General features: G+C 42.6%; 19 protein-coding genes and 1 pseudogene. 18 read left to right on the top strand and 2 right to left on the bottom strand.

The window, feature by feature from the left end; genetic code table 11:
• Nucleotides 1-14 precede the first annotated feature (14 nt).
• The 16 genes from fabD (at nucleotide 15) to OO184_RS11005 (ending at nucleotide 13,822) form a co-directional block, all read left to right on the top strand.
• Nucleotides 15-947, top strand: coding sequence for an ACP S-malonyltransferase (gene fabD, locus OO184_RS11080; protein WP_265379284.1), 933 nt, complete (start codon nucleotides 15-17; stop codon nucleotides 945-947).
• A 7-nt stretch (nucleotides 948-954) separates the two neighbouring features.
• Nucleotides 955-1,689 carry a 3-oxoacyl-ACP reductase FabG gene (gene fabG, locus OO184_RS11075; RefSeq protein ID WP_265379235.1) on the top strand — a complete coding sequence of 245 codons (735 nt, stop codon included), beginning with the start codon at nucleotides 955-957 and terminating at the stop codon, nucleotides 1,687-1,689.
• A 154-nt stretch (nucleotides 1,690-1,843) separates the two neighbouring features.
• Nucleotides 1,844-2,080: an acyl carrier protein gene (acpP, locus tag OO184_RS11070; protein ID WP_011147052.1), complete on the top strand. Its 237-nt coding sequence runs from the start codon at nucleotides 1,844-1,846 to the stop codon at nucleotides 2,078-2,080.
• Nucleotides 2,081-2,153: 73 nt separating this feature from the next.
• The gene (gene fabF / locus OO184_RS11065) at nucleotides 2,154-3,395 is read left to right on the top strand and encodes a beta-ketoacyl-ACP synthase II (protein ID WP_265379234.1); all 1,242 of its coding nucleotides are present in this window, start codon (nucleotides 2,154-2,156) and stop codon (nucleotides 3,393-3,395) included.
• A gap of 244 nt (nucleotides 3,396-3,639) precedes the next feature.
• Complete coding sequence (gene pabC / locus OO184_RS11060) at nucleotides 3,640-4,464, top strand: aminodeoxychorismate lyase (protein WP_265379233.1); 825 nt, start codon at nucleotides 3,640-3,642, stop codon at nucleotides 4,462-4,464.
• Nucleotides 4,465-4,496: 32 nt separating this feature from the next.
• Nucleotides 4,497-5,522 (top strand): endolytic transglycosylase MltG, encoded by a 1,026-nt coding sequence (gene mltG, locus OO184_RS11055; protein WP_265379232.1) that lies wholly within the window; start codon nucleotides 4,497-4,499, stop codon nucleotides 5,520-5,522.
• Entirely contained in the window at nucleotides 5,519-6,157 is a 639-nt protein-coding gene (gene tmk, locus OO184_RS11050) for a dTMP kinase (RefSeq protein WP_265379231.1), read from the top strand. The genes mltG and tmk overlap by 4 nt, the downstream gene beginning before the upstream one ends.
• On the top strand, nucleotides 6,157-7,140 hold the full coding sequence (gene holB / locus OO184_RS11045) for a DNA polymerase III subunit delta' (RefSeq protein ID WP_265379283.1): 984 nt from the start codon (nucleotides 6,157-6,159) through the stop codon (nucleotides 7,138-7,140). The genes tmk and holB overlap by 1 nt, the downstream gene beginning before the upstream one ends.
• Before the next feature lie 31 nt (nucleotides 7,141-7,171).
• Nucleotides 7,172-7,957 (top strand): metal-dependent hydrolase, encoded by a 786-nt coding sequence (locus OO184_RS11040; RefSeq protein ID WP_265379230.1) that lies wholly within the window; start codon nucleotides 7,172-7,174, stop codon nucleotides 7,955-7,957.
• 70 nt (nucleotides 7,958-8,027) lie between these two features.
• Complete coding sequence (hinT, locus tag OO184_RS11035) at nucleotides 8,028-8,378, top strand: purine nucleoside phosphoramidase (protein ID WP_265379229.1); 351 nt, start codon at nucleotides 8,028-8,030, stop codon at nucleotides 8,376-8,378.
• A gap of 199 nt (nucleotides 8,379-8,577) precedes the next feature.
• Nucleotides 8,578-9,147 (top strand): penicillin-binding protein activator LpoB, encoded by a 570-nt coding sequence (gene lpoB, locus OO184_RS11030; RefSeq protein ID WP_265379228.1) that lies wholly within the window; start codon nucleotides 8,578-8,580, stop codon nucleotides 9,145-9,147.
• Nucleotides 9,134-9,997 (top strand): thiamine kinase, encoded by an 864-nt coding sequence (gene thiK / locus OO184_RS11025; protein WP_265379227.1) that lies wholly within the window; start codon nucleotides 9,134-9,136, stop codon nucleotides 9,995-9,997. The genes lpoB and thiK overlap by 14 nt, the downstream gene beginning before the upstream one ends.
• A gap of 51 nt (nucleotides 9,998-10,048) precedes the next feature.
• Nucleotides 10,049-11,071: a beta-N-acetylhexosaminidase gene (nagZ, locus tag OO184_RS11020; RefSeq protein WP_265379226.1), complete on the top strand. Its 1,023-nt coding sequence runs from the start codon at nucleotides 10,049-10,051 to the stop codon at nucleotides 11,069-11,071.
• A gap of 232 nt (nucleotides 11,072-11,303) precedes the next feature.
• Nucleotides 11,304-11,627 (top strand): type II toxin-antitoxin system RelE/ParE family toxin, encoded by a 324-nt coding sequence (locus OO184_RS11015; protein ID WP_265379282.1) that lies wholly within the window; start codon nucleotides 11,304-11,306, stop codon nucleotides 11,625-11,627.
• Between the two features lie 37 nt (nucleotides 11,628-11,664).
• Nucleotides 11,665-11,997: a helix-turn-helix domain-containing protein gene (locus tag OO184_RS11010; RefSeq protein WP_265379225.1), complete on the top strand. Its 333-nt coding sequence runs from the start codon at nucleotides 11,665-11,667 to the stop codon at nucleotides 11,995-11,997.
• Nucleotides 11,998-12,517: 520 nt separating this feature from the next.
• Entirely contained in the window at nucleotides 12,518-13,822 is a 1,305-nt protein-coding gene (locus OO184_RS11005) for an NAD(P)/FAD-dependent oxidoreductase (protein WP_265379224.1), read from the top strand.
• Nucleotides 13,823-13,907: 85 nt separating this feature from the next.
• Here OO184_RS11005 and OO184_RS11000 read toward each other — a convergent pair whose 3' ends face one another.
• Nucleotides 13,908-15,584 carry a S8 family peptidase gene (locus OO184_RS11000; RefSeq protein WP_265379223.1) on the bottom strand — a complete coding sequence of 559 codons (1,677 nt, stop codon included), beginning with the start codon at nucleotides 15,582-15,584 and terminating at the stop codon, nucleotides 13,908-13,910.
• A 229-nt stretch (nucleotides 15,585-15,813) separates the two neighbouring features.
• Nucleotides 15,814-16,234, bottom strand: a pseudogene (locus tag OO184_RS10995) (transposase family protein); the annotation flags it as partial.
• A 399-nt stretch (nucleotides 16,235-16,633) separates the two neighbouring features.
• On the opposite strand from OO184_RS10995, the gene OO184_RS10990 reads away from it, so the two are divergent.
• Nucleotides 16,634-18,298 (top strand): ShlB/FhaC/HecB family hemolysin secretion/activation protein, encoded by a 1,665-nt coding sequence (locus OO184_RS10990; RefSeq protein ID WP_265379222.1) that lies wholly within the window; start codon nucleotides 16,634-16,636, stop codon nucleotides 18,296-18,298.
• Between the two features lie 48 nt (nucleotides 18,299-18,346).
• The coding region (locus tag OO184_RS10985) for a two-partner secretion domain-containing protein (protein WP_265379221.1) at nucleotides 18,347-18,963 on the top strand (617 nt) is incomplete at its 3' end.

Here is an 18,963-nt window from a genome sequence, read left to right as displayed (position 1 = left end):
AGATGAACATGTCTATGTCTGAATTTGCAATGGTATTTCCTGGTCAGGGTTCTCAAGACCTTGGTATGTTGGCTGATTTGGCCACAGCGTTCCCGGTTGTCGAGCAAACTTTCGCTGAAGCGTCTGATGTGCTGGGATATGATCTCTGGGCATTGGTTCAACAAGGGCCAGAAGAAGAACTAAACAAAACATGGCAAACTCAGCCCGCGTTGTTGGCAGCATCGGTTGCTATTTGGCGGGTCTGGCAGGAAAAAGGCGGAAAAGCGCCATCACTGATGGCCGGGCATAGCCTTGGAGAATATTCTGCATTGGTTTGTGCAGGCGTCATCGATTTCAAACAAGCAATCAGACTTGTTGAACTACGCGGCAAATTGATGCAAGAAGCTGTACCTGAAGGCGTTGGTGCAATGTATGTTATTATTGGTTTAGATAATGAATCCATTGACCGTGCTTGTAAAGAAGCTGCTCAGGGGCAAATTGTTTCTCCTGTTAACTTCAACTCACCTGGTCAGGTTGTTATTGCAGGTGAGAAAGAGGCGGTAGAGCGTGCTGGTGGTGCATGTAAAGCCGCAGGCGCGAAACGGGCTTTGCCTTTGGCAGTCAGTGTACCGTCGCATTGTGCGCTAATGAAACCCGCCGCAGACAAGCTGGCAGTTGTTTTGGAAGGAATTGAATTCAGCTATCCTCAGTTCCCAGTGATAAATAATGTTGATGTGAAAATAGAACAATCTGCTGAAGCTATTCGTGATGCACTGGTACGACAACTCTATAATCCTGTTCGTTGGACAGACACAGTTGAATTTATTGCTGGACAGGGTATTGGACAGCTATTAGAAATAGGGCCAGGTAAAGTTTTGACAGGTTTAAATAAACGAATTGTCAATACCTTAAGCGCAGCAGCAGTTAATGACACAACTTCACTAATAACCGCATTGGAAAATAACTGAGGGCAATATGAGATTAGACGGAAAGATTGCATTAGTAACAGGTGCTAGCCGTGGGATTGGCCGTGCAACTGCTGAGCTATTAGCAGAGCGTGGAGCCTATGTCATTGGTACAGCAACAAGTGAAAAAGGCGCTGAAGTCATCAGTGCTTATCTTGGTGAAAAAGGTAAAGGTTTTGTACTGGATGTCACTAATCCGGAATCGATTGAACAGCTTATGTCTACTATCCGAGCAGAGTGGGGTGGGATTGACATTTTAGTGAATAATGCGGGCATCACGGGTGATAACTTGGTGATGCGCATAAAGGATGATGAGTGGCAGCATGTTATTGACACTAATCTTTCATCCGTTTTCCGTATGACAAAAGCGGCAATGCGCTTCATGATAAAAAAACGTTATGGCCGTATTATCTCTATTGGCTCTGTTGTTGGATCGATGGGGAACGTTGGGCAAGCAAGCTATGCAGCAGCGAAAGCAGGTCTTGTTGGTTTCAGTAAGACATTGGCTCGCGAAGTGATTTCCCGCGGTATTACTGTTAACGTTGTTGCGCCAGGGCTTATCGAAACTGATATGCTAAAAGCATTGCCAGAGGAACAGTTGGCGAACTTTTCGAATGATATCCCCGCTAAGCGGCTTGGGGATGTAAAAGAAATTGCTAGTGCTGTAGCTTTCTTTGCTTCTGATGAAGCGGCTTACATCACAGGCGAAACATTACATGTCAATGGCGGCATGTACATGAACTAAAAAATGAGCGAACCAGTTGCATTTTTTGTGTCAAATAACGCAAAATAGTGCAAGTTTGTGGTTCGACCAGCCGGGATTGGGTTGCATCTTTTCCTGTATTTTATAAACTACGAAAACCATCGCGAAAGCGAATTTTGATAGGAAATTTAATAGCATGAGCACTATTGAAGAACGCGTTAAAAAAATCATCGTTGAACAACTTGGTGTTAAAGAGGAAGAAGTTGTTAATTCAGCTTCTTTTGTAGATGACTTGGGCGCTGATTCTCTTGACACAGTTGAACTGGTAATGGCTCTGGAAGAAGAGTTCGATATCGAAATTCCAGATGAAGAAGCAGAAAAGATCACTACAGTTCAGGCAGCTATTGACTACGTCCAGAACCAAAGCGAATAAGTGAACACACCTAGGCGGTCATTCGACCGCCTATGTTTCTGCCCTAAATAATTTCCCTCCCTGGAGGATAAGCGTGTCTAAGCGTCGAGTAGTTGTGACCGGACTAGGCATGTTATCTCCTGTCGGTAATACAGCAGAATCTTCTTGGAAAGCTGTTTGTGCCGGACAGAGTGGTATCAGCCTTATTGACCATTTTGACACCAGTCACCATGCAACTAAGTTTGCTGGCCTGGTTAAAGATTTTAATCATGAAGATTTCAATATTTCGCGCAAGGATGCACGAAAAATGGATGACTTCATTCAATATGGTATTGCAGCGGGTGTGCAAGCCATTGAAGATTCCGGAATTGAAGTAACAGAAGCCAATGCTAGTCGTTTTGGTGCTGCTATTGGTTCTGGTATTGGTGGTTTGGGTCTGATTGAAGAAAATCACGGGGCATTGGTGGCGAATGGTCCTCGTAAGATCAGCCCATTCTTCGTACCTTCTACGATCGTAAACATGGTAGCAGGTCATCTGAGTATTATATACGGCTTGCGTGGTCCAAGTATTTCTATCGCCACAGCATGTACATCAGGTGTACATAATATTGGTCATGCTGCCCGTATTATTGCTTATAATGATGCTGACATTATGCTGGCGGGTGGTGCGGAAAAAGCCAGTACTCCTCTGGGGGTTGGTGGTTTTGGCGCTGCCCGTGCTTTATCTACTCGTAACGATAATCCACAAGGTGCAAGTCGTCCGTGGGATAAAGAACGCGATGGCTTTGTACTAGGGGATGGTGCCGGTATCTTGGTACTGGAAGAGTATGAGCATGCGAAGAGACGTGGTGCGAAAATTTACGCAGAAATCGTTGGCTTTGGCATGAGCAGTGATGCTTATCATATGACGTCACCACCAGAAAATGGCGCAGGTGCTGCTCTGGCGATGGAAAATGCGCTGAAAGATGCCGGTATTACTACCAAGCAAGTGGGCTATATTAATGCTCACGGTACTTCAACATCAGCTGGCGATTTAGCGGAAGCCCATGCAGTTGAGTCCGTGTTTGGTGAAGGCACTGATGTTTTAGTGAGCTCTACCAAATCAATGACGGGTCATTTGTTGGGTGCTGCGGGTGCGGTTGAGTCTATTTTTACTATCCTGGCATTGCGTGATCAGATTGTTCCGCCAACTATCAACCTGGAAAATCAGGATGAGAACTGCCGTCTGGATTTCGTGCCGAATGAGTCCCGTAAGGTAGAGGGGATGGAATATGCATTGTGTAACTCTTTCGGCTTCGGTGGTACTAACGGCTCACTGATTTTTCGTAAGATATAAACCTAATTGACAGACAAAGCCTGATATTACAGAAAGTTGCTGTTGATGTTGAGAGCCTCTTGGTATGGTTTTGTAAATGTCGAGAGGTGATAGATGAAAGAGCTCCAATAGTTAATAATTATTGGAGCTTTTTTTGTGGCAAGAACTATGGGCATTTTTGCACTCGTGTCAGCGATATACTATGATAGCGCTTGTTGATAAATTGATTGAAATGCCTTTTTTGAGTAATTAAGAATAAAGTTATATGTATTGGATTAATGGGGAGCGGAGCGACTATTTACCTGCCGATGATCGTTCAGTTCAATTCGGTGATGGTTGTTTCACAACAGCAAAAATAGAACAGGGGCAGGCTGCTTTATTGCCATTGCATATCCAAAGATTACAAAAGGGTGTTGAAAGGTTATATCTTCCACAACCTGATTGGCAACAGCTTGAAAGCCATATAAGACAGATTGCTTCCACGACTGAACAAGGTGTACTTAAAGTTATTATTTCCCGTGGAACCGGAGGACGTGGCTATAGTGCTCAGGGGTTTACGCAACCTAATCAGATCTTGTCTCTGAGCCCTTATCCCGACAAATATTTGAAACAGCGTCAGAAAGGTTTATCTATGGTGCTCAGTCCGGTAGCGATGGGAATAAACCCCTATCTTGCTGGAATTAAACACCTTAACCGATTAGAACAGATATTGATTAAAACATTTATCGAAAAATCGAATGCTGATGAAGCTCTGGTACTTAATACGGATGGTTTGTTGATTGAATGCTGTACTGCAAACATTTTCTGGCGTAAAGGAAAAGGTGTGTATACTCCTGATTTACGAAGTTGTGGTGTCGAAGGTGTGATGCGGGAAAGAATAATCGCGTTATTATCGGAAAGCGATTATTACTTTTCCTGTGTAAACTGTTATCCCGAAACATTGGCTGATGCAGATGAGGTGATAGTCTGTAATTCTTTAATGCCAGTGATACCTGTTAGGGAAATTCAAGCTAATGAAAATCAGCCCAAATGGGAATATCAGTCAAGGGAGCTTTATGATTATTTGCTTCCTGAATGCCTGAAGTTGTAATTCACGATCTGTTTAAGTGATTAGATTAATTGATGAAACGAAAAAAACGTCTTTTTGCTCTATTGGTTTTGATGGTCATTACGGCAGCAATATTACTCTATGCTGGTTATAAAAAAGTTGAAAAGTTTGCGGATCAAACACTAACAATTAAACAGGATCGAATATTTACCTTACCCGCAGGTATTGGTCGTCATGGTTTGGAAGCGTTACTGGTTCAGGATAACTTGATTGAAGATAGTCATATTTTCCCTTGGTTATTAAGGCTGGAGCCAACACTTGCTAAATTTAAAGCGGGAACTTACCAATTGACACGCGAAATGACTTTGCGGGAAATGTTGCAATTAATCTCTAGTGGTAAAGAAGCGCAATTTACGGTCCGTTTTGTTGAGGGTAGCCGTTTATCTGATTGGTGGAAAATATTACAGCAATCTGAATATCTTAAGCATGAACTGGATAATAAAAATGCTCAGGAGTTGGCTGAGATACTCGATATAAAAGATACAGATACTTTGGAAGGATGGCTTTATCCTGATACTTATCACTATACGGCAGGTACAAGCGATGTGGCATTGCTGAAACGAGCGTATCGACAGATGAAAATGGCGCTTGAAGAGGAATGGGAAGGGCGTGACAAAAATCTGCCCTATAAGAATGTTTATGAAATGTTGATTATGGCGTCGATTATTGAAAAAGAGACGGGTGTTGAGGCTGAGCGGACAAAAGTGGCTTCTGTATTTATTAATCGCTTACGGTTGAACATGCGGCTTCAAACTGATCCGACCGTGATTTATGGTTTAGGTGAAAAATACACAGGCACTATTTTTCGTAAAGATTTAACGACATTGACGCCCTACAATACTTATATGATTAATGGCCTGCCACCCACACCGATTGCGATGCCTGGCCTTGCTTCCATAAAAGCGGCTGCCCATCCGGCAAAAACTGAATTTCTCTATTTTGTGGCGAATGGTAAAGGTGGTCACACTTTTACGACCAATCTGGCTGCGCATAACAAGGCGGTAAATATTTACCGTCAGAGGTTAAAACAGGACAAATGAACGGCAAATTTATTGTTATTGAAGGGCTGGAAGGCGCAGGAAAAACGTCAGCGATGAAAACAGTCGTTGAAATATTGCAGCAGCACGGTATTCAGAATTTAATTTTTACCCGGGAGCCGGGTGGAACACCACTGGCAGAAAAATTACGTGGATTAATTAAGCAAGGCGTTGAAGGTGAATCTCTGACAGATAAAGCAGAGGTATTAATGTTATATGCAGCCAGAGTCCAATTAGTCGAAAATGTGATTAAACCTGCTTTGGCTCGCGGTACATGGGTTGTGGGTGATCGTCATGACCTCTCTTCCCAGGCATATCAAGGGGGTGGGCGTGGTATTGATAAAAACTTGATGACTTCGCTACGTAATACCGTGCTTGGCGATTTTCACCCTGACCTGACTATTTATCTTGATATTCCTCCTCAGATTGGTTTACTGCGCGCTCGCGAACGTGGAGAGTTAGACCGAATTGAAAAAGAGTCGATGGATTTTTTTAATCGTACTCGTAGTCGTTACTTGGAGTTTGCAGCACAGGATAAGAGTATTGTGACCGTTGATGCGGCTCAACCAATAGAGCAGGTACAAGCAGATATTTATCAGGTGCTTGGGCAGTGGCTAAAGCAGCAGGAAAATGGCTGATGAATTGGTATCCGTGGCTTAATCAGGCATATCGTCAGTTGGTGGAATCTCACCGGCAAGGACGAGGCCATCACGCTTTATTGGTTCATGCTAATGCAGGTACTGGGGCCGATGTATTGATCTATGGATTAAGCCGATGGTTAATGTGTCAGAATAGGCAGGAGATGAAAAGTTGTGGGAAGTGTCATAGTTGTCACTTGATGATGGCAGAGACCCATCCTGATTGGCACATTATGTCTCCGGAGAAGGGTAAAACCAGCGTTGGTGTGGAAGCGGTACGGCAGATTACGGAAAAGCTCTATAGTCGTTCTCAGCAAGGCGGGGTAAAAATTGTCTGGTTACCTTTGACTGAGTGTTTGACAGATGCTGCGGCTAATGCATTATTGAAAACGTTGGAAGAGCCGCCGGAACATACCTATTTTCTTCTGGAATGCCGGCAACCAGCCAGCCTTTTGGCAACTTTACGTAGCCGTTGTTTTTACTATTTTCTGCCGGTACCTGAAACGGAAAGTAGCCTTTATTGGTTGCAAAAACAGTTGCCTTTAATTTCTTCGGTCGATGCAATGACAGCGTTGAAATTGTCTCAGGGGGCGCCAATAGCAGCAGAACAATTATTGCAACCGGAGCAATGGCAGATACGGGAGTTGTTTTGCCAGGCTGTCAAACAGGCTTTGGACAAACGTGATATTTTGTCACTTTTACCCCAACTGAATCATGAAAATGCGCCGCAACGCCTTCATTGGCTTATCAGTTTGTTGCTTGATGCAGTGAAGTGGCAACGGCAGGTACAGCGTTATTGCATCAATCAGGATCAACAAACGCTGATTTATCAATTAAGTTCCATGCATACTATGGCTGTTTTGCTGCAAAGCGTTGATGATTGGATGTCTTGTCGTCATCAGTTGCTTTCAGTGGTGGGCGTAAATTGGGAATTGTTGTTGGCAGAACAGTTGCTCAATTGGGAAAAACAGTTTATTTCATAACCCTGAAATCTTTTTGTATACGAGTTTAAATATGTTGTTAGTTGATTCGCATTGTCATCTCGATTGTCTCGATTATGAAAACCTACATAAAAATGTAGATGATGTTGTTGCAAAAGCGGCAGATCGGGAGGTTAAATTTATGCTGGCAGTAGCGACGACGCTACCCGGTTTCCAGCAAATGAAAACTCTAATTGGTAAACGGGAAAATATCGTCTTTTCCTGCGGTATTCATCCACTTAATCTGGATGAAGGTTATGACTTTGATGAGTTGGCACGTTTAGCGGCCGGGAATGAAGTTGTCGCACTAGGTGAAACTGGATTGGATTACTATTATCAACAGGATAATGCTGAATTACAGCGAACCTCATTTCGTGAACATATCCGTATTGGACGCAAATTTAACAAGCCTGTTATCGTTCATACCCGTAGTGCTCGTGAAGATACTTTAAAGGTATTGCGTGAAGAACAGGCACAAGAGTGTGGTGGTGTTTTGCACTGTTTTACGGAAGATAAAGATACGGCGGGAGAATTGCTGGATTTGGGCTTCTATATTTCATTCTCTGGTATTGTCACCTTCCGTAATGCAGAGCAGATTCGTGAAGCGGCGAGATATGTACCGTTGGATCGTATTCTGATTGAAACCGATTCTCCTTACCTTGCTCCCGTACCTCATCGTGGCAAAGAGAACCAACCTGCATATGTACGTGATGTTGCGGAATATATGGCTGTGCTCAAAGGTGTGAGTGTTGAAACATTGGCAGAGGTGACCACACAGAATTTTTGCGATTTATTTCATGTTGATGTAGACAAAATCTGATTTATCAACTTGAATCTTTGGCTTGTAGGCGTTCATATATCTGTTATTTTTTGAATAAAAGGAAAATGTGATGGCAGAAGAAACTATTTTCAGTAAAATTATTCGCCGTGAAATACCTTCTGATATTGTTTATCAGGACGATCTGGTCACTGCATTCCGCGATATTTCTCCACAGGCACCGACCCATATTCTGATTATTCCAAATGTCCTGATCCCAACAGTGAACGATGTTAAACCGGAGCATGAAGCAGCGTTAGGACGAATGATGACGGTTGCAGCAAAAATTGCTGAACAAGAAGGCATTGCTGAAGATGGATATCGTTTGATTATGAACTGTAACCGCCATGCGGGACAGGAAGTTTATCATATTCATATGCATTTGATTGGTGGTCGCCATTTAGGGCCATTACTGACGAGATGATGTGAAGTACCAAAATTCATGTATGTAGGCAGATATTCGGGGATGTTTATTCCAAGATGTCCTCGAATATCTCGATTTTTTAATACTCGATTTTTTAATAAATGCTGAGAATTTATCATTGGAGTTGAACCGATAGTATGTTGCTGCTGTCACAGCGAAAACTTATCTGTTTTTAAAACTCTGTAATTGGAATAGGTTAATGAGAAGAATTCTTTTTATAGCGCTATCGGTTATGTTTTTGGCTGGATGTCCATCTTTGCCACCGGAGCAGCCTGAACCCCCGACGCCAGTTGTACCCGTGACTCCATCGGAAAAACCGACGCCGCCAACTGAAAAGGTGCCAGAGCCCCCTAAAATGCGCACGACTGATTGGGAAGGTACGATACAACCATTAATAGAGCAACTCGTTAAGGCTCATGGATTGGAAAACGGGAAGTTACTATTAGTTGATACAGTAAAAAACAATACCAATGGCGCATTACAAATCATGCAAGCAACGGAGGCTTTGTCTCAGGCAATCAGTAGCAAGCATGTTTTTGAATTAGTACCGCAAAATCAGGTGCAAAATGCCCGTCAATCTCTAGGCTTATCTGAAGAAGATAGTCTGGGATTGCGCAGTAAAGCGATTGGCCTGGCACGTTATTTGAATGCGGATTATGTTCTCTATTCCATAATTTCAGGCAACAGTGATAAGCGTGATATCGTCATGCAACTGATGCTAGTGCAGACGGGCGAAATTCTCTGGTCAGGGCACGGTGACATTAAATAATCATAATTGTTTGTTGCGGGCATTGTGCAAGCAATGGCCGCATACCGAGGTAAGCGATTGGAAAATAAGACCGTTAAGCGGGCTCACAAATGAGAGTTATTATGCCACCAACGGTGAATATCATGTTGTCGGCCGTAGGCAGCGGCAGCAGGGGAAACAGCTTGGCGTTAATCGTCAGCGTGAAAGCGTCATTTTGCGTCATCTCAGCCAGGTAAAAATTGCTCCGAAAGTCATAGCAATGGTTCCTCACTGGCTGTTATTGGAGTGGTTGCCCGGTCATATTATTGGGCAAAATGAGTTTTCTCAGCCTGATTTTTTGCAGAAATTAGCGGTATTACTGGCTATTTTGCATCACCAGCCTCTGTTTGGTTACCGGCTTCAACTACGGCATCAGCTAGAAAGCCACTGGTTGCAAATTGATAAAACGCGTCTTACTCCCCGTTGGTTGCGGTTGCATAAACGTTTTATGTCATCTCCAATGCCTTCAATACTAAAATTATCACCCGCTCATATGGATGTGCATTACGGTAATTTGCTTAATACTTCTCGGGGGTTGAAACTCATTGATTGGGAATATGCAACTGATACTGATATTGGGTTTGAGCTAGCGGCACTGTTTCGCACTAATCATTGGGATAAGCCGCAGCAGCAAGATTTTTTGAACGACTACTGTAGTCAGCCATCAGGATACTTAGATCGAACCCGATTAGAGCGCCAGATTAAACGTTGGCAACCTTGGGTTGATTACATGATTTTGATGTGGTTTGAAGTGCGTTGGAGACAGAGTGGCGATCCACAATTTTTAGAATTAGCGCAGCCGTTACGTCTCTCTTTTGGTCTAACGTTTTAAATCTATCACTACTGCATTGATTGCAATATATGAATACAAGTGAGGAATGTTATGGGTCCGGTCATGTTAGATGTTGTTGGTTATGAATTGGATAGTGAAGAGAAGGAAATTTTGCAACATCCATTAGTGGGCGGATTAATTCTGTTTACCCGTAATTTTTATGATGTTGAGCAATTACGAGAATTAGTACGTCAGATTCGCAAGGCTTCCCGTCATCGTCTTGTGATTGCTGTTGATCAAGAAGGGGGCAGAGTTCAGCGTTTCCGTGAAGGTTTCACTTGCTTACCAGCGGCTCAATCTTTTGCTGGATTGGGAGATAATCTTAATGGCGCTCAATTGGCGGAAGAAGCGGGTTGGTTGATGGCGTCTGAAATGATTGCTATGGATATTGATATCAGTTTTGCGCCGGTTTTGGATTTAGGTCACCAGTGTGTGGCTATTGGTGAACGTTCATTCCATGAAGATCTTGAACAGGCCAAGATGATGGCGGAGTGCTTTATTAAAGGCATGCATTCTGCTGGTATGAAATCGACGGGTAAACATTTTCCGGGGCATGGTGCTGTCAATGCTGATTCTCATAAAGAAACTCCCTGTGATGATCGCTCGCTGGAAGCGATTTGTCGTCATGACATGTCTATTTTCCGTGATTTTATCCAGCGTAATCTGTTGGATGCGATTATGCCGGCTCATGTGATCTATTCTCAGGTAGATGAGCATCCCGCCAGCGGGTCTTCATATTGGTTAAAATCGGTGCTGCGTCAGCAATTAGGGTTTAATGGTGTGATATTTTCCGATGACCTCTCTATGGAAGGGGCAGCGATGATGGGAAGTTACGTTGAACGCGGACAGACAGCACTGAATGCCGGTTGTGACATGATTTTGATCTGTAATAACCGTGATGGAGCGGTTAGCGTGCTTGATAACCTGCCGTTGACCAAAGTGGAGAAATTATCAGAATTGTATCATCGAGGTGGTCAATACAGCCTGAATGAATTGAAGAATTCAAAGCGTTGGCAGCAGGCTAATAAAGCGTTAACGGCTTTGCATCAGCAATGGCAAGATTGTGTGAGGTAATAAGTTTTGGTTAAAAACAACGGATTTCTTCGAATTTATGTTGATGATCATATTAATTCTTTTAAACAAAACATAAAACTTATGATCATTGGTATTAACCAGTAGTTCTTTTTGAAAATTAAAGCAGTTTTTTATTAAAGGGCGATAAACCTCATTTTATGAGAGTTTTTTAATGGTTTTTTATACCAGTTTTGTAATAATTGCTGCATCGAATCTAGAGATGGTTGGAGCAATGCATAGCGGGAAAGTAGAATCATTAGTTTGGGTTGGCAGTAGTAAGAAAGATCTGTTGGCTCAACCGGAGGAAGTTGTTAAAACGATTGGTTATGCCTTGCACTTTGCGCAAATGGGTATGGCTCATCCCAATGTAAAACCCCTTTCAGGCTTTCATGGTACAGGGGTTTTAGAGGTTGTGGAGAATTATGATGGGAATACTTATCGTGCAATTTACACTGTAAAGTTTGAAAACATAGTATTTGTCCCACATTGTTTTCAGAAGAAATCAAAAAAAGGAATTTCTACGTCTAAAGTTGATGTCGATCTTATTAGATCTTGACTTGATAAAGCTAAACAGATTTATGAGGATATAAAAAATGGCAAGATATGATGAAAATGATTTTGAAATTGGTTCAGGTAACATTTTTGCTGATCTAAATTTACCTGGTGCAGAAGATATGAAGCTCAAAGCTGATCTGGCTATCCAAATCATAAACATAATTGAAAAACTGGGGCTCAATCAAACAGAAGCGGCAAAACGCATTGGGTTATCGCAACCACGAGTTTCTGCTTTGTATAACGGAAGTGTTCTCAACTTGTCTGAGAAGAAGTTAATGGAATGTCTTAACCGCCTTGGATATGACATTGAGATTGTTGCCAAACCAAGCCGAGAATTTATTGGGCATCGTACTTTTTGTCTTGCTGGATAGAAAGAAGTATGAATGAGCAGGGATGCTGTGTGATGGAAATATGCACTCTCGTTGATTGAACTTGATGTGCACTGTTTAATGTATATAACTTTTAAGTACTTTTTACTCGTATTATCCATTTTCAAGTGTTTGTTCTATTGCCAGAGAGATTACCTTTATTGGTGATTATTTATGCGGGAAAGCGCCTTCTTTTTTATGCGTCCAGCATGGTCGTATTCCTAAAATTTCATTGATATCCGATTTAAGAGCTTTTTTAGCTCATATTTTATTTCCTGTGTAAATGGGGAAGTGAAAGAAATAAGAGCTGAATCCAACCGATTGAAAATAAATTGACAAATTTTGTGATTGATGTTTATTTATTCAAAAGAATTTGATGTTGTTCAATTTTGGTATGAGCCACTAACCAGTCATGATATTCTGTAATTATCACATCAGTTATTTATATAAGATTAAATGTTATTTAAAGGTATTATTTTACTGCCCTTAAATAACATTTGGTTTACATTTTAGTGGAGTAGTCATGACAACACCAAAGAAGAGAATTGTTATCATTGGTGGAGGTGCTGGTGGTTTGGAACTGGCAACCAGTCTGGGGCATAAGTTAGGTCGCAAGAAGAAAGCAGAAATTGTGCTGGTGGATCGTAACCAAAGTCACCTATGGAAGCCGTTATTACATGAAGTAGCCACCGGCTCCCTTGACGATGGAGTTGATGCGTTGAGTTATCTGGCTCATGCCCGTAACCACTATTTCAGTTTCCAATTAGGGACGTTGACTGATATCCACCGTGATAGCAAAAAAGTTACTTTGTCTGAAATCAGGGATGAATATAACGAAGTCCTGGTGCCTGAACGTGAATTGAGCTATGACATTCTGGTTATGGCTCTCGGCAGTACATCTAATGATTTTAATACACAAGGTGTGAAAGAGCATTGTATCTTCTTGGATAACCCGCAACAGGCTCATCGTTTCCATAATGAAATGTTGAATCTGTTTCTTAAGTATTCTGCAAACTGCGGTCAGCAAGATAAGGTTAATATTGCTATCGTTGGCGGTGGTGCGACAGGGGTTGAGTTATCAGCGGAATTGCACAATGCGGTAAAACAGCTTAACAGTTATGGTTTTGAAGGGCTAAGTTCAGAAGCATTGAACGTTACGTTAGTTGAAGCAGGGGAGCGAATTTTGCCTGCATTGCCGGCACGTATTTCTGCTGCGGCACATCAGGAACTTACCAAACTTGGCGTTCATGTATTAACTAAAACTATGGTGACCAGTGCTGATGAGCATGGGCTGAATACTAAAGAGGGTGAGCTGATTAAGGCTGATCTTATGGTATGGGCTGCTGGTATCAAAGCACCTGATTTTATGAAAGATATTGCCGGACTTGAAACCAACCGGATTAATCAGTTAGTGGTGAAGCCAACGCTGCAAACGACATTTGATGAGCATATTTTTGCCATTGGTGATTGCGCATCATGCTCGAAGAAGGAAGGCGGCTTTGTTCCACCAAGGGCGCAAGCGGCTCATCAAATGGCCAGCCGCTGTTATAGTAATATTATTGCCTTGTTGCATGACAAGTCGTTAAAAGAATATACCTATAAAGATCATGGCTCATTAGTGTCATTATCTAAATTCAGTACGGTGGGTAGTTTGATGGGTAATTTAATGCGTGGGTCAATGATGATAGAAGGGCGTGTAGCTCGGGCTGTCTATATCTCTTTATATCGTATGCATCAGGTAGCCTTACATGGATATATCAAAACGGGTTTGATGATGCTTGTTGGCGGCATTAACCGTGTAATTCGCCCACGATTAAAACTGCATTAATTATTTAATTAATATAAGGCCCCCGTAGAATAACGGGTGGCCTTGATAAAATATCGCTACTTTAATTTGAAATCATTTATCTGAATTAAGAAAACAGACGATCAACTAATTTGAAAGCATTTGCGACATTTGGTCGTGTGCCGATTCCTTGTAGTTCTCCTATTGTAGAACCGCTACTTCTAACCAGTGTTGCTATTTGAGTGCAATTAAGATATTTATGATATTTTGATTTAGCATAGGACTGAATAAGTGCTAATGCACCTGCGACTAAAGGTGTAGCACTGGATGTGCCATTATAACTGCGAGTATAATTTCTATTATTTCCTGGTAGATACTGTAAGTTTGTATACCCAGTAGTTGTGACATTCTCACCCCAGGAATTTAAACTGGTGTAAAGATTATGATTGGAAAAGCCTAATCGGTGTCCATTAATTGATGTACAGGCACCGATCATAATACCGCCAGGATCGCCATAATTAGGGAAAGTGAAGTCATAGGCTAAATTAATACCACTATTACCAGAAGCGAAAATAATGATTGCCCCTGCATCAGCACAACTTTTTATTTTTTGCCAATTAGATTTGAGGTAGGTAAAAGGATAATATCTATTATTGGCTACAGTTTGAATATTTAAACTAATAATATCTCCGGGCAAAAAGCTATATATTATTCTATCAAAATCATCGACATCATAAAAACGGAGTTGACATTCGTGAGCAATACCCGTCACACCGAATTTATTATCTTTTGCAGAAATACAGCCGGTAGCTGCTGTGCCGTGATTACAATCTTGTGTTTCTGGACGGCTGTTGATAACCGTAATATTACCAACTAAATCTTCATGGTTTCTATAAACGCCAAAATCAAGATGGTGTACAGTGACGCCTTTGCCTTTATAACCTTCATCCCAGGCTTTTCTAATATTCATACCGTTGTGTTCATCTAAGTATCCCTGTAGATGTGAAAAATCAGGTGTAACGATATGAGTAGTATCAAATTCAGGAATTGTGGTTTCTTCTTCGGACAGAAGCAAAGGTGGTGGCGGTAGCTCTTTCAAAATCGGTGTCAGGGAGCAAAATTCGACATAATCCAGTTTCTCTAGTTCATTGGCTAACTTGACTAAATCAGCATGATTAATATCAGCCTCTATCTTGTAAAGATGAGTTAATTTACTGAATTCGGGTGTTTTCCAGATTTTCTTATCTAAATCTTTTTGATTAAAAACAGGTTTTATCTCTATTACGCTTTTATATGAATTAAAAATAGGTAATAAATTATCTTTTTCTATTTCAAATTTTTTTAATCCATCAGGGGAAAACATAATTTCAAGATTATACTTTAAATCTTTATTTGGGATGTCATTATTTCCTTTTAAAGAGATAGTGTTATCTTTTAGGAATGTTTTTTTCGGTGGTATATGGTTAATATCGATATTATCACTTTTGTTTTTATCTATCTCATCGATTTTCTTATTGATATCAAACAAGAAATCTGATTCTTTTATTTCTATATTTTCTGGTGTAAGAGTAGCAATTATTCTACCATCCTGAACAAGGGTGGTTTCTATTGTATAATTTGCGGATTTTAGTGAAGTCAAGCAGGCGAGTTGATTATCTTCACTATAACATTCATATATCTCTTTTGTATTCAAATTGGTTACGGCGTATTTTATTTGTGTATTGTTACTAATTTCACCGTGACATTTGAGATATAAATTGCCGTCAAATTTCGCAGATTGAAAGTACTCAAGGGATATAGACATTATCATTCTCCTCTTTGGTTAATTTCCTCATCAGTATAACTATAATCGGGTATTTCATATTATTATTATTTCTTAGTCCATTGTTCTGTTAGAGAGTTACTGGGATATCTATACTGATTATTGCTAAATGTTATTTTAAAATTAATTTATAATCGCTTTGGTGAGGAAGTTATTTTTCTCAAAATAAAAAGTAGGTTTTTATTAAGGTGGATAACTTTGAATGACCCTATTAATAGTGTAGGAAAGATTTACATAATAAGTGCAATATCGTTACTCTGGAAGTGAAACATATCCGTATTGCTTTAAATAATTCATTGGGTGTTACCCCTCCGAGTTTTTCGGGAGCGATTATTGAATCGGTTTACCACGAAATTTATTTCCTGATCAGAGATTTCATTAAAATCGGTTCCCTTTGAAAGTATTGATTGATTAATCCATTGATCCCTCTTTTCCAGAGATGAGTAGGGGTGTGATCAAAGTAAATTTGTGCCTCTAATTTTTCACTGATGAGTTCATGCTCTGCAAGCACTAAACCGTTGTCGAATGTGATTAACCTTTTGTTTTAACTCGTATAACACTTTCACGGCAGTTTTCGTGATTTCTGATGCCTGTTTGCTATTGAGCTTAACAATAAGGGTATACAGCGTCTTACTTTTCTGCCAACTGAGCTAAAAGTTACCATCTAACCTAATCAAAAAAGATGACATTTCATCACTAATTTACGACAAACATCACTTTGACAGTGATTTCATTCTGAAACCAAACATTATAAATGTGATATAAATCACATAATTGACACAAAAAATGAAATTAATTTGAAATTATTAGAATTGGTTATTAAATGATTAATATTAATCTGTTTTTTATACAATATTGTCACAAAATAATCACATTGCCTGTTTTTTGCCTTGCAATATAACCTCTTGTTTTTGCTGCTATCTTAACCAATCCCCTCATTTTAGATGTCCAGTCGATCATCAATCCTAAATGTTGATCACTAAGCTAAATTCATGGTTAATACCGCTTCATCATTGTGGAATAGAAAGTCAATGAAAAGCAGTATCTTAGTGTTTGCGGTTTTTTATAGCGTGGTTTCAGGCAGTCAGGCCGCAGACCTCTCAGCACAACAACTCATTCATCAACAGGCGCGCCAGCAAGCTCTGGAGGCGCAATTAGCTCCACCCCCTGCGGAGGTTCATCTGTCGGTACCCGAACAGGCGGTGTCATCTGCATTTCCGCTGGAAACGCCGTGTTTTCCGATCACCCGCGTCGTGTTGGCCGGCACTGAAAATTTCCCGCACTGGTTGCCGTTCAGACGGGTCGCCCAACAGGGCGAAAACCATTGCCTCGGCGCTCAGGGCATTAACCGGCTGATGACCCAATTGCAAGATCAGCTGATTAATCACGGCTATGTCACCAGTCGGGTTCTGGTTCCTCGTCAGGATCTGCGTACCCAAACGCTAAAACTGGTGATGATACCGGGCAACATCCGGCATATCCGCTATACCCCTGACAGCGGAAAATATATCCAGCGGATAACCCCCTTTCCCGCGCGTGAAGGAAAATTGCTGGATTTACGGGACATTGAGCAGGGACTGGAAAACTTGCAACGTTTCCCGACCGTTCAGGCGGAGATGAACATTGTCCCGGCAGCGCAACCGGGGGAGAGTGATATTGTGCTGGACTGGCGTCAGTCCCGGCACTGGCGAGTCGCCACGTATCTGGATGATACCGGGTCCAAAAGCACCGGCCGTTATCAGGGCGGACTCACCTTTTTTCTGGATAACCCGCTGGCGTTAAGCGACCTGTTCTATCTCTCCGGGGGGCGCGATATTCATGCGTCTGCCGGGAAAGGCAGCCAAAACGACACGCTCTATTACTCGCTGCCCTTCGGCTACTGGATGGCGAGCGTGACCGCCAGTCATTACGATTATATTCAAACAATCGCCGGGCTGAATCAGGCGATTCAATACCGGGGCAAAAGCCAAAACTTGGCGGTCCAGCTCAGTCGGGTTTTACACCGCAACGCCGACCAGAAAACCCTGCTTAACGGTGAAATTTATCGCCGGGCGTCCCGCAATTTTATTGATAACACTGAAATCGATGTTCAGCGCCGGGAAACCGCAGGCTGGAAGCTGGGACTGTCCCATCATCACACTATCGGCAACGCAAATCTGGATACCAAAGTCACTTACCAACAGGGCATGCGCTGGTTTGGCGCACAACCGGCGCCGGAAGAGTACCGCAACGAAGGGACCGCTTTACCTAAAATCACCCAGTTCTCGGCGACGCTGGCCGGGCCGTTAACGCTGTTTTCTCAACCCTTTTCTTATCAAACCCAGTATCTGCGCCAGATAAGCGCCAGCCCATTGACGCCCCAGGATCGCTTTTCCATTGGCGGCCGCTGGACGGTACGCGGCTTTGATGGTGAGTTGACCTTATCCGCTGACCGGGGCTGGTACAGCCGTAACGAACTGGACTGGCAAACCCCGCTGAAAGGGCAGTCTCTGTATCTGGGGATCGACTATGGCGAAGTGGGCGGACGGGGCAGTGACGCGCTGCTCGGAAAACACCTGGCGGGGAGCGCCCTGGGCTGGCGAGGCAGCCTGAAAGGGGTGAGCTACGACTTGTTTGTCGGTGTCCCGCTGTCCAAACCCGCCAGTTTCCAAACCTCCCCGGTCACGGCCGGATTCAACCTGTATTGGCAGTATTAATTCAAATAGCAAAACTGCCAGTGGGTAGTGTTGTGTGGAGCAAAAATCATGAACCAGCAGTTATATCGTATTATCTTTAATCAGGCCCGCCAGATGTGGATGGTAGTGGCCGAGATAGTGTGTGCCGGACAGGGACGAACCGGACGTCGTACTCGTCGCCCCTCTTCACCGCAACGTTGTTGTCGGCTTACTGCGCTACGGTTTGGGGTGTTATTCGCCCTTGGCGGGATTTCACTCACTGCACAGGCCGCGATTGTGGCCGACGGACAGGCGCCGGGGCGTCAGCAACCGACCGTCATTCGCAGCGCCAACGGTACGCCGCAGGTTAATATCCAGACGCCCGGCTCTGATGGCGTTTCCCACAACAGCTACCGTCAGTTTGATGTGGATAAACAAGGGGTTATCCTCAATAACAGCCATCAGGCCACGCAGACGCAACTCGGCGGCATGGTGGCGGGCAATCCGTGGTTAGCCAAAGGGGACGCCAGCGTTATCCTCAATGAAGTCAACAGCCACGACCGCAGTCACCTCAACGGCTGGATTGAAGTGGCCGGGCATAAAGCCGAGGTGATTATTGCCAACCCGGCCGGGATTACTTGTAACGGTTGCGGGTTTATTAACGCGCACCGCACTACGCTCACCACCGGGCAAGCCCTGATGGAACG

The organism is Photorhabdus aballayi (assembly GCF_026153155.1).
GTDB classification, from domain to species: Bacteria; Pseudomonadota; Gammaproteobacteria; order Enterobacterales; family Enterobacteriaceae; genus Photorhabdus; species Photorhabdus luminescens.
This window is presented reverse-complemented; position numbering and strand designations above follow the sequence as displayed.

Coding starts and splice junctions, on each gene's coding strand:
- fabD (WP_265379284.1), top strand. CDS start 15: ATGTCTGAATTTGCAATGGTATTTCCTGGTCAGGGTTCTCAAGACCTT.
- fabG (WP_265379235.1), top strand. CDS start 955: ATGAGATTAGACGGAAAGATTGCATTAGTAACAGGTGCTAGCCGTGGG.
- acpP (WP_011147052.1), top strand. CDS start 1,844: ATGAGCACTATTGAAGAACGCGTTAAAAAAATCATCGTTGAACAACTT.
- pabC (WP_265379233.1), top strand. CDS start 3,640: ATGTATTGGATTAATGGGGAGCGGAGCGACTATTTACCTGCCGATGAT.
- mltG (WP_265379232.1), top strand. CDS start 4,497: ATGAAACGAAAAAAACGTCTTTTTGCTCTATTGGTTTTGATGGTCATT.
- tmk (WP_265379231.1), top strand. CDS start 5,519: ATGAACGGCAAATTTATTGTTATTGAAGGGCTGGAAGGCGCAGGAAAA.
- holB (WP_265379283.1), top strand. CDS start 6,157: ATGAATTGGTATCCGTGGCTTAATCAGGCATATCGTCAGTTGGTGGAA.
- OO184_RS11040 (WP_265379230.1), top strand. CDS start 7,172: ATGTTGTTAGTTGATTCGCATTGTCATCTCGATTGTCTCGATTATGAA.
- hinT (WP_265379229.1), top strand. CDS start 8,028: ATGGCAGAAGAAACTATTTTCAGTAAAATTATTCGCCGTGAAATACCT.
- lpoB (WP_265379228.1), top strand. CDS start 8,578: ATGAGAAGAATTCTTTTTATAGCGCTATCGGTTATGTTTTTGGCTGGA.
- nagZ (WP_265379226.1), top strand. CDS start 10,049: ATGGGTCCGGTCATGTTAGATGTTGTTGGTTATGAATTGGATAGTGAA.
- OO184_RS11015 (WP_265379282.1), top strand. CDS start 11,304: ATGCATAGCGGGAAAGTAGAATCATTAGTTTGGGTTGGCAGTAGTAAG.
- OO184_RS11010 (WP_265379225.1), top strand. CDS start 11,665: ATGGCAAGATATGATGAAAATGATTTTGAAATTGGTTCAGGTAACATT.
- OO184_RS11005 (WP_265379224.1), top strand. CDS start 12,518: ATGACAACACCAAAGAAGAGAATTGTTATCATTGGTGGAGGTGCTGGT.
- OO184_RS11000 (WP_265379223.1), bottom strand. CDS start 15,584: ATGTCTATATCCCTTGAGTACTTTCAATCTGCGAAATTTGACGGCAAT.
- OO184_RS10990 (WP_265379222.1), top strand. CDS start 16,634: ATGAAAAGCAGTATCTTAGTGTTTGCGGTTTTTTATAGCGTGGTTTCA.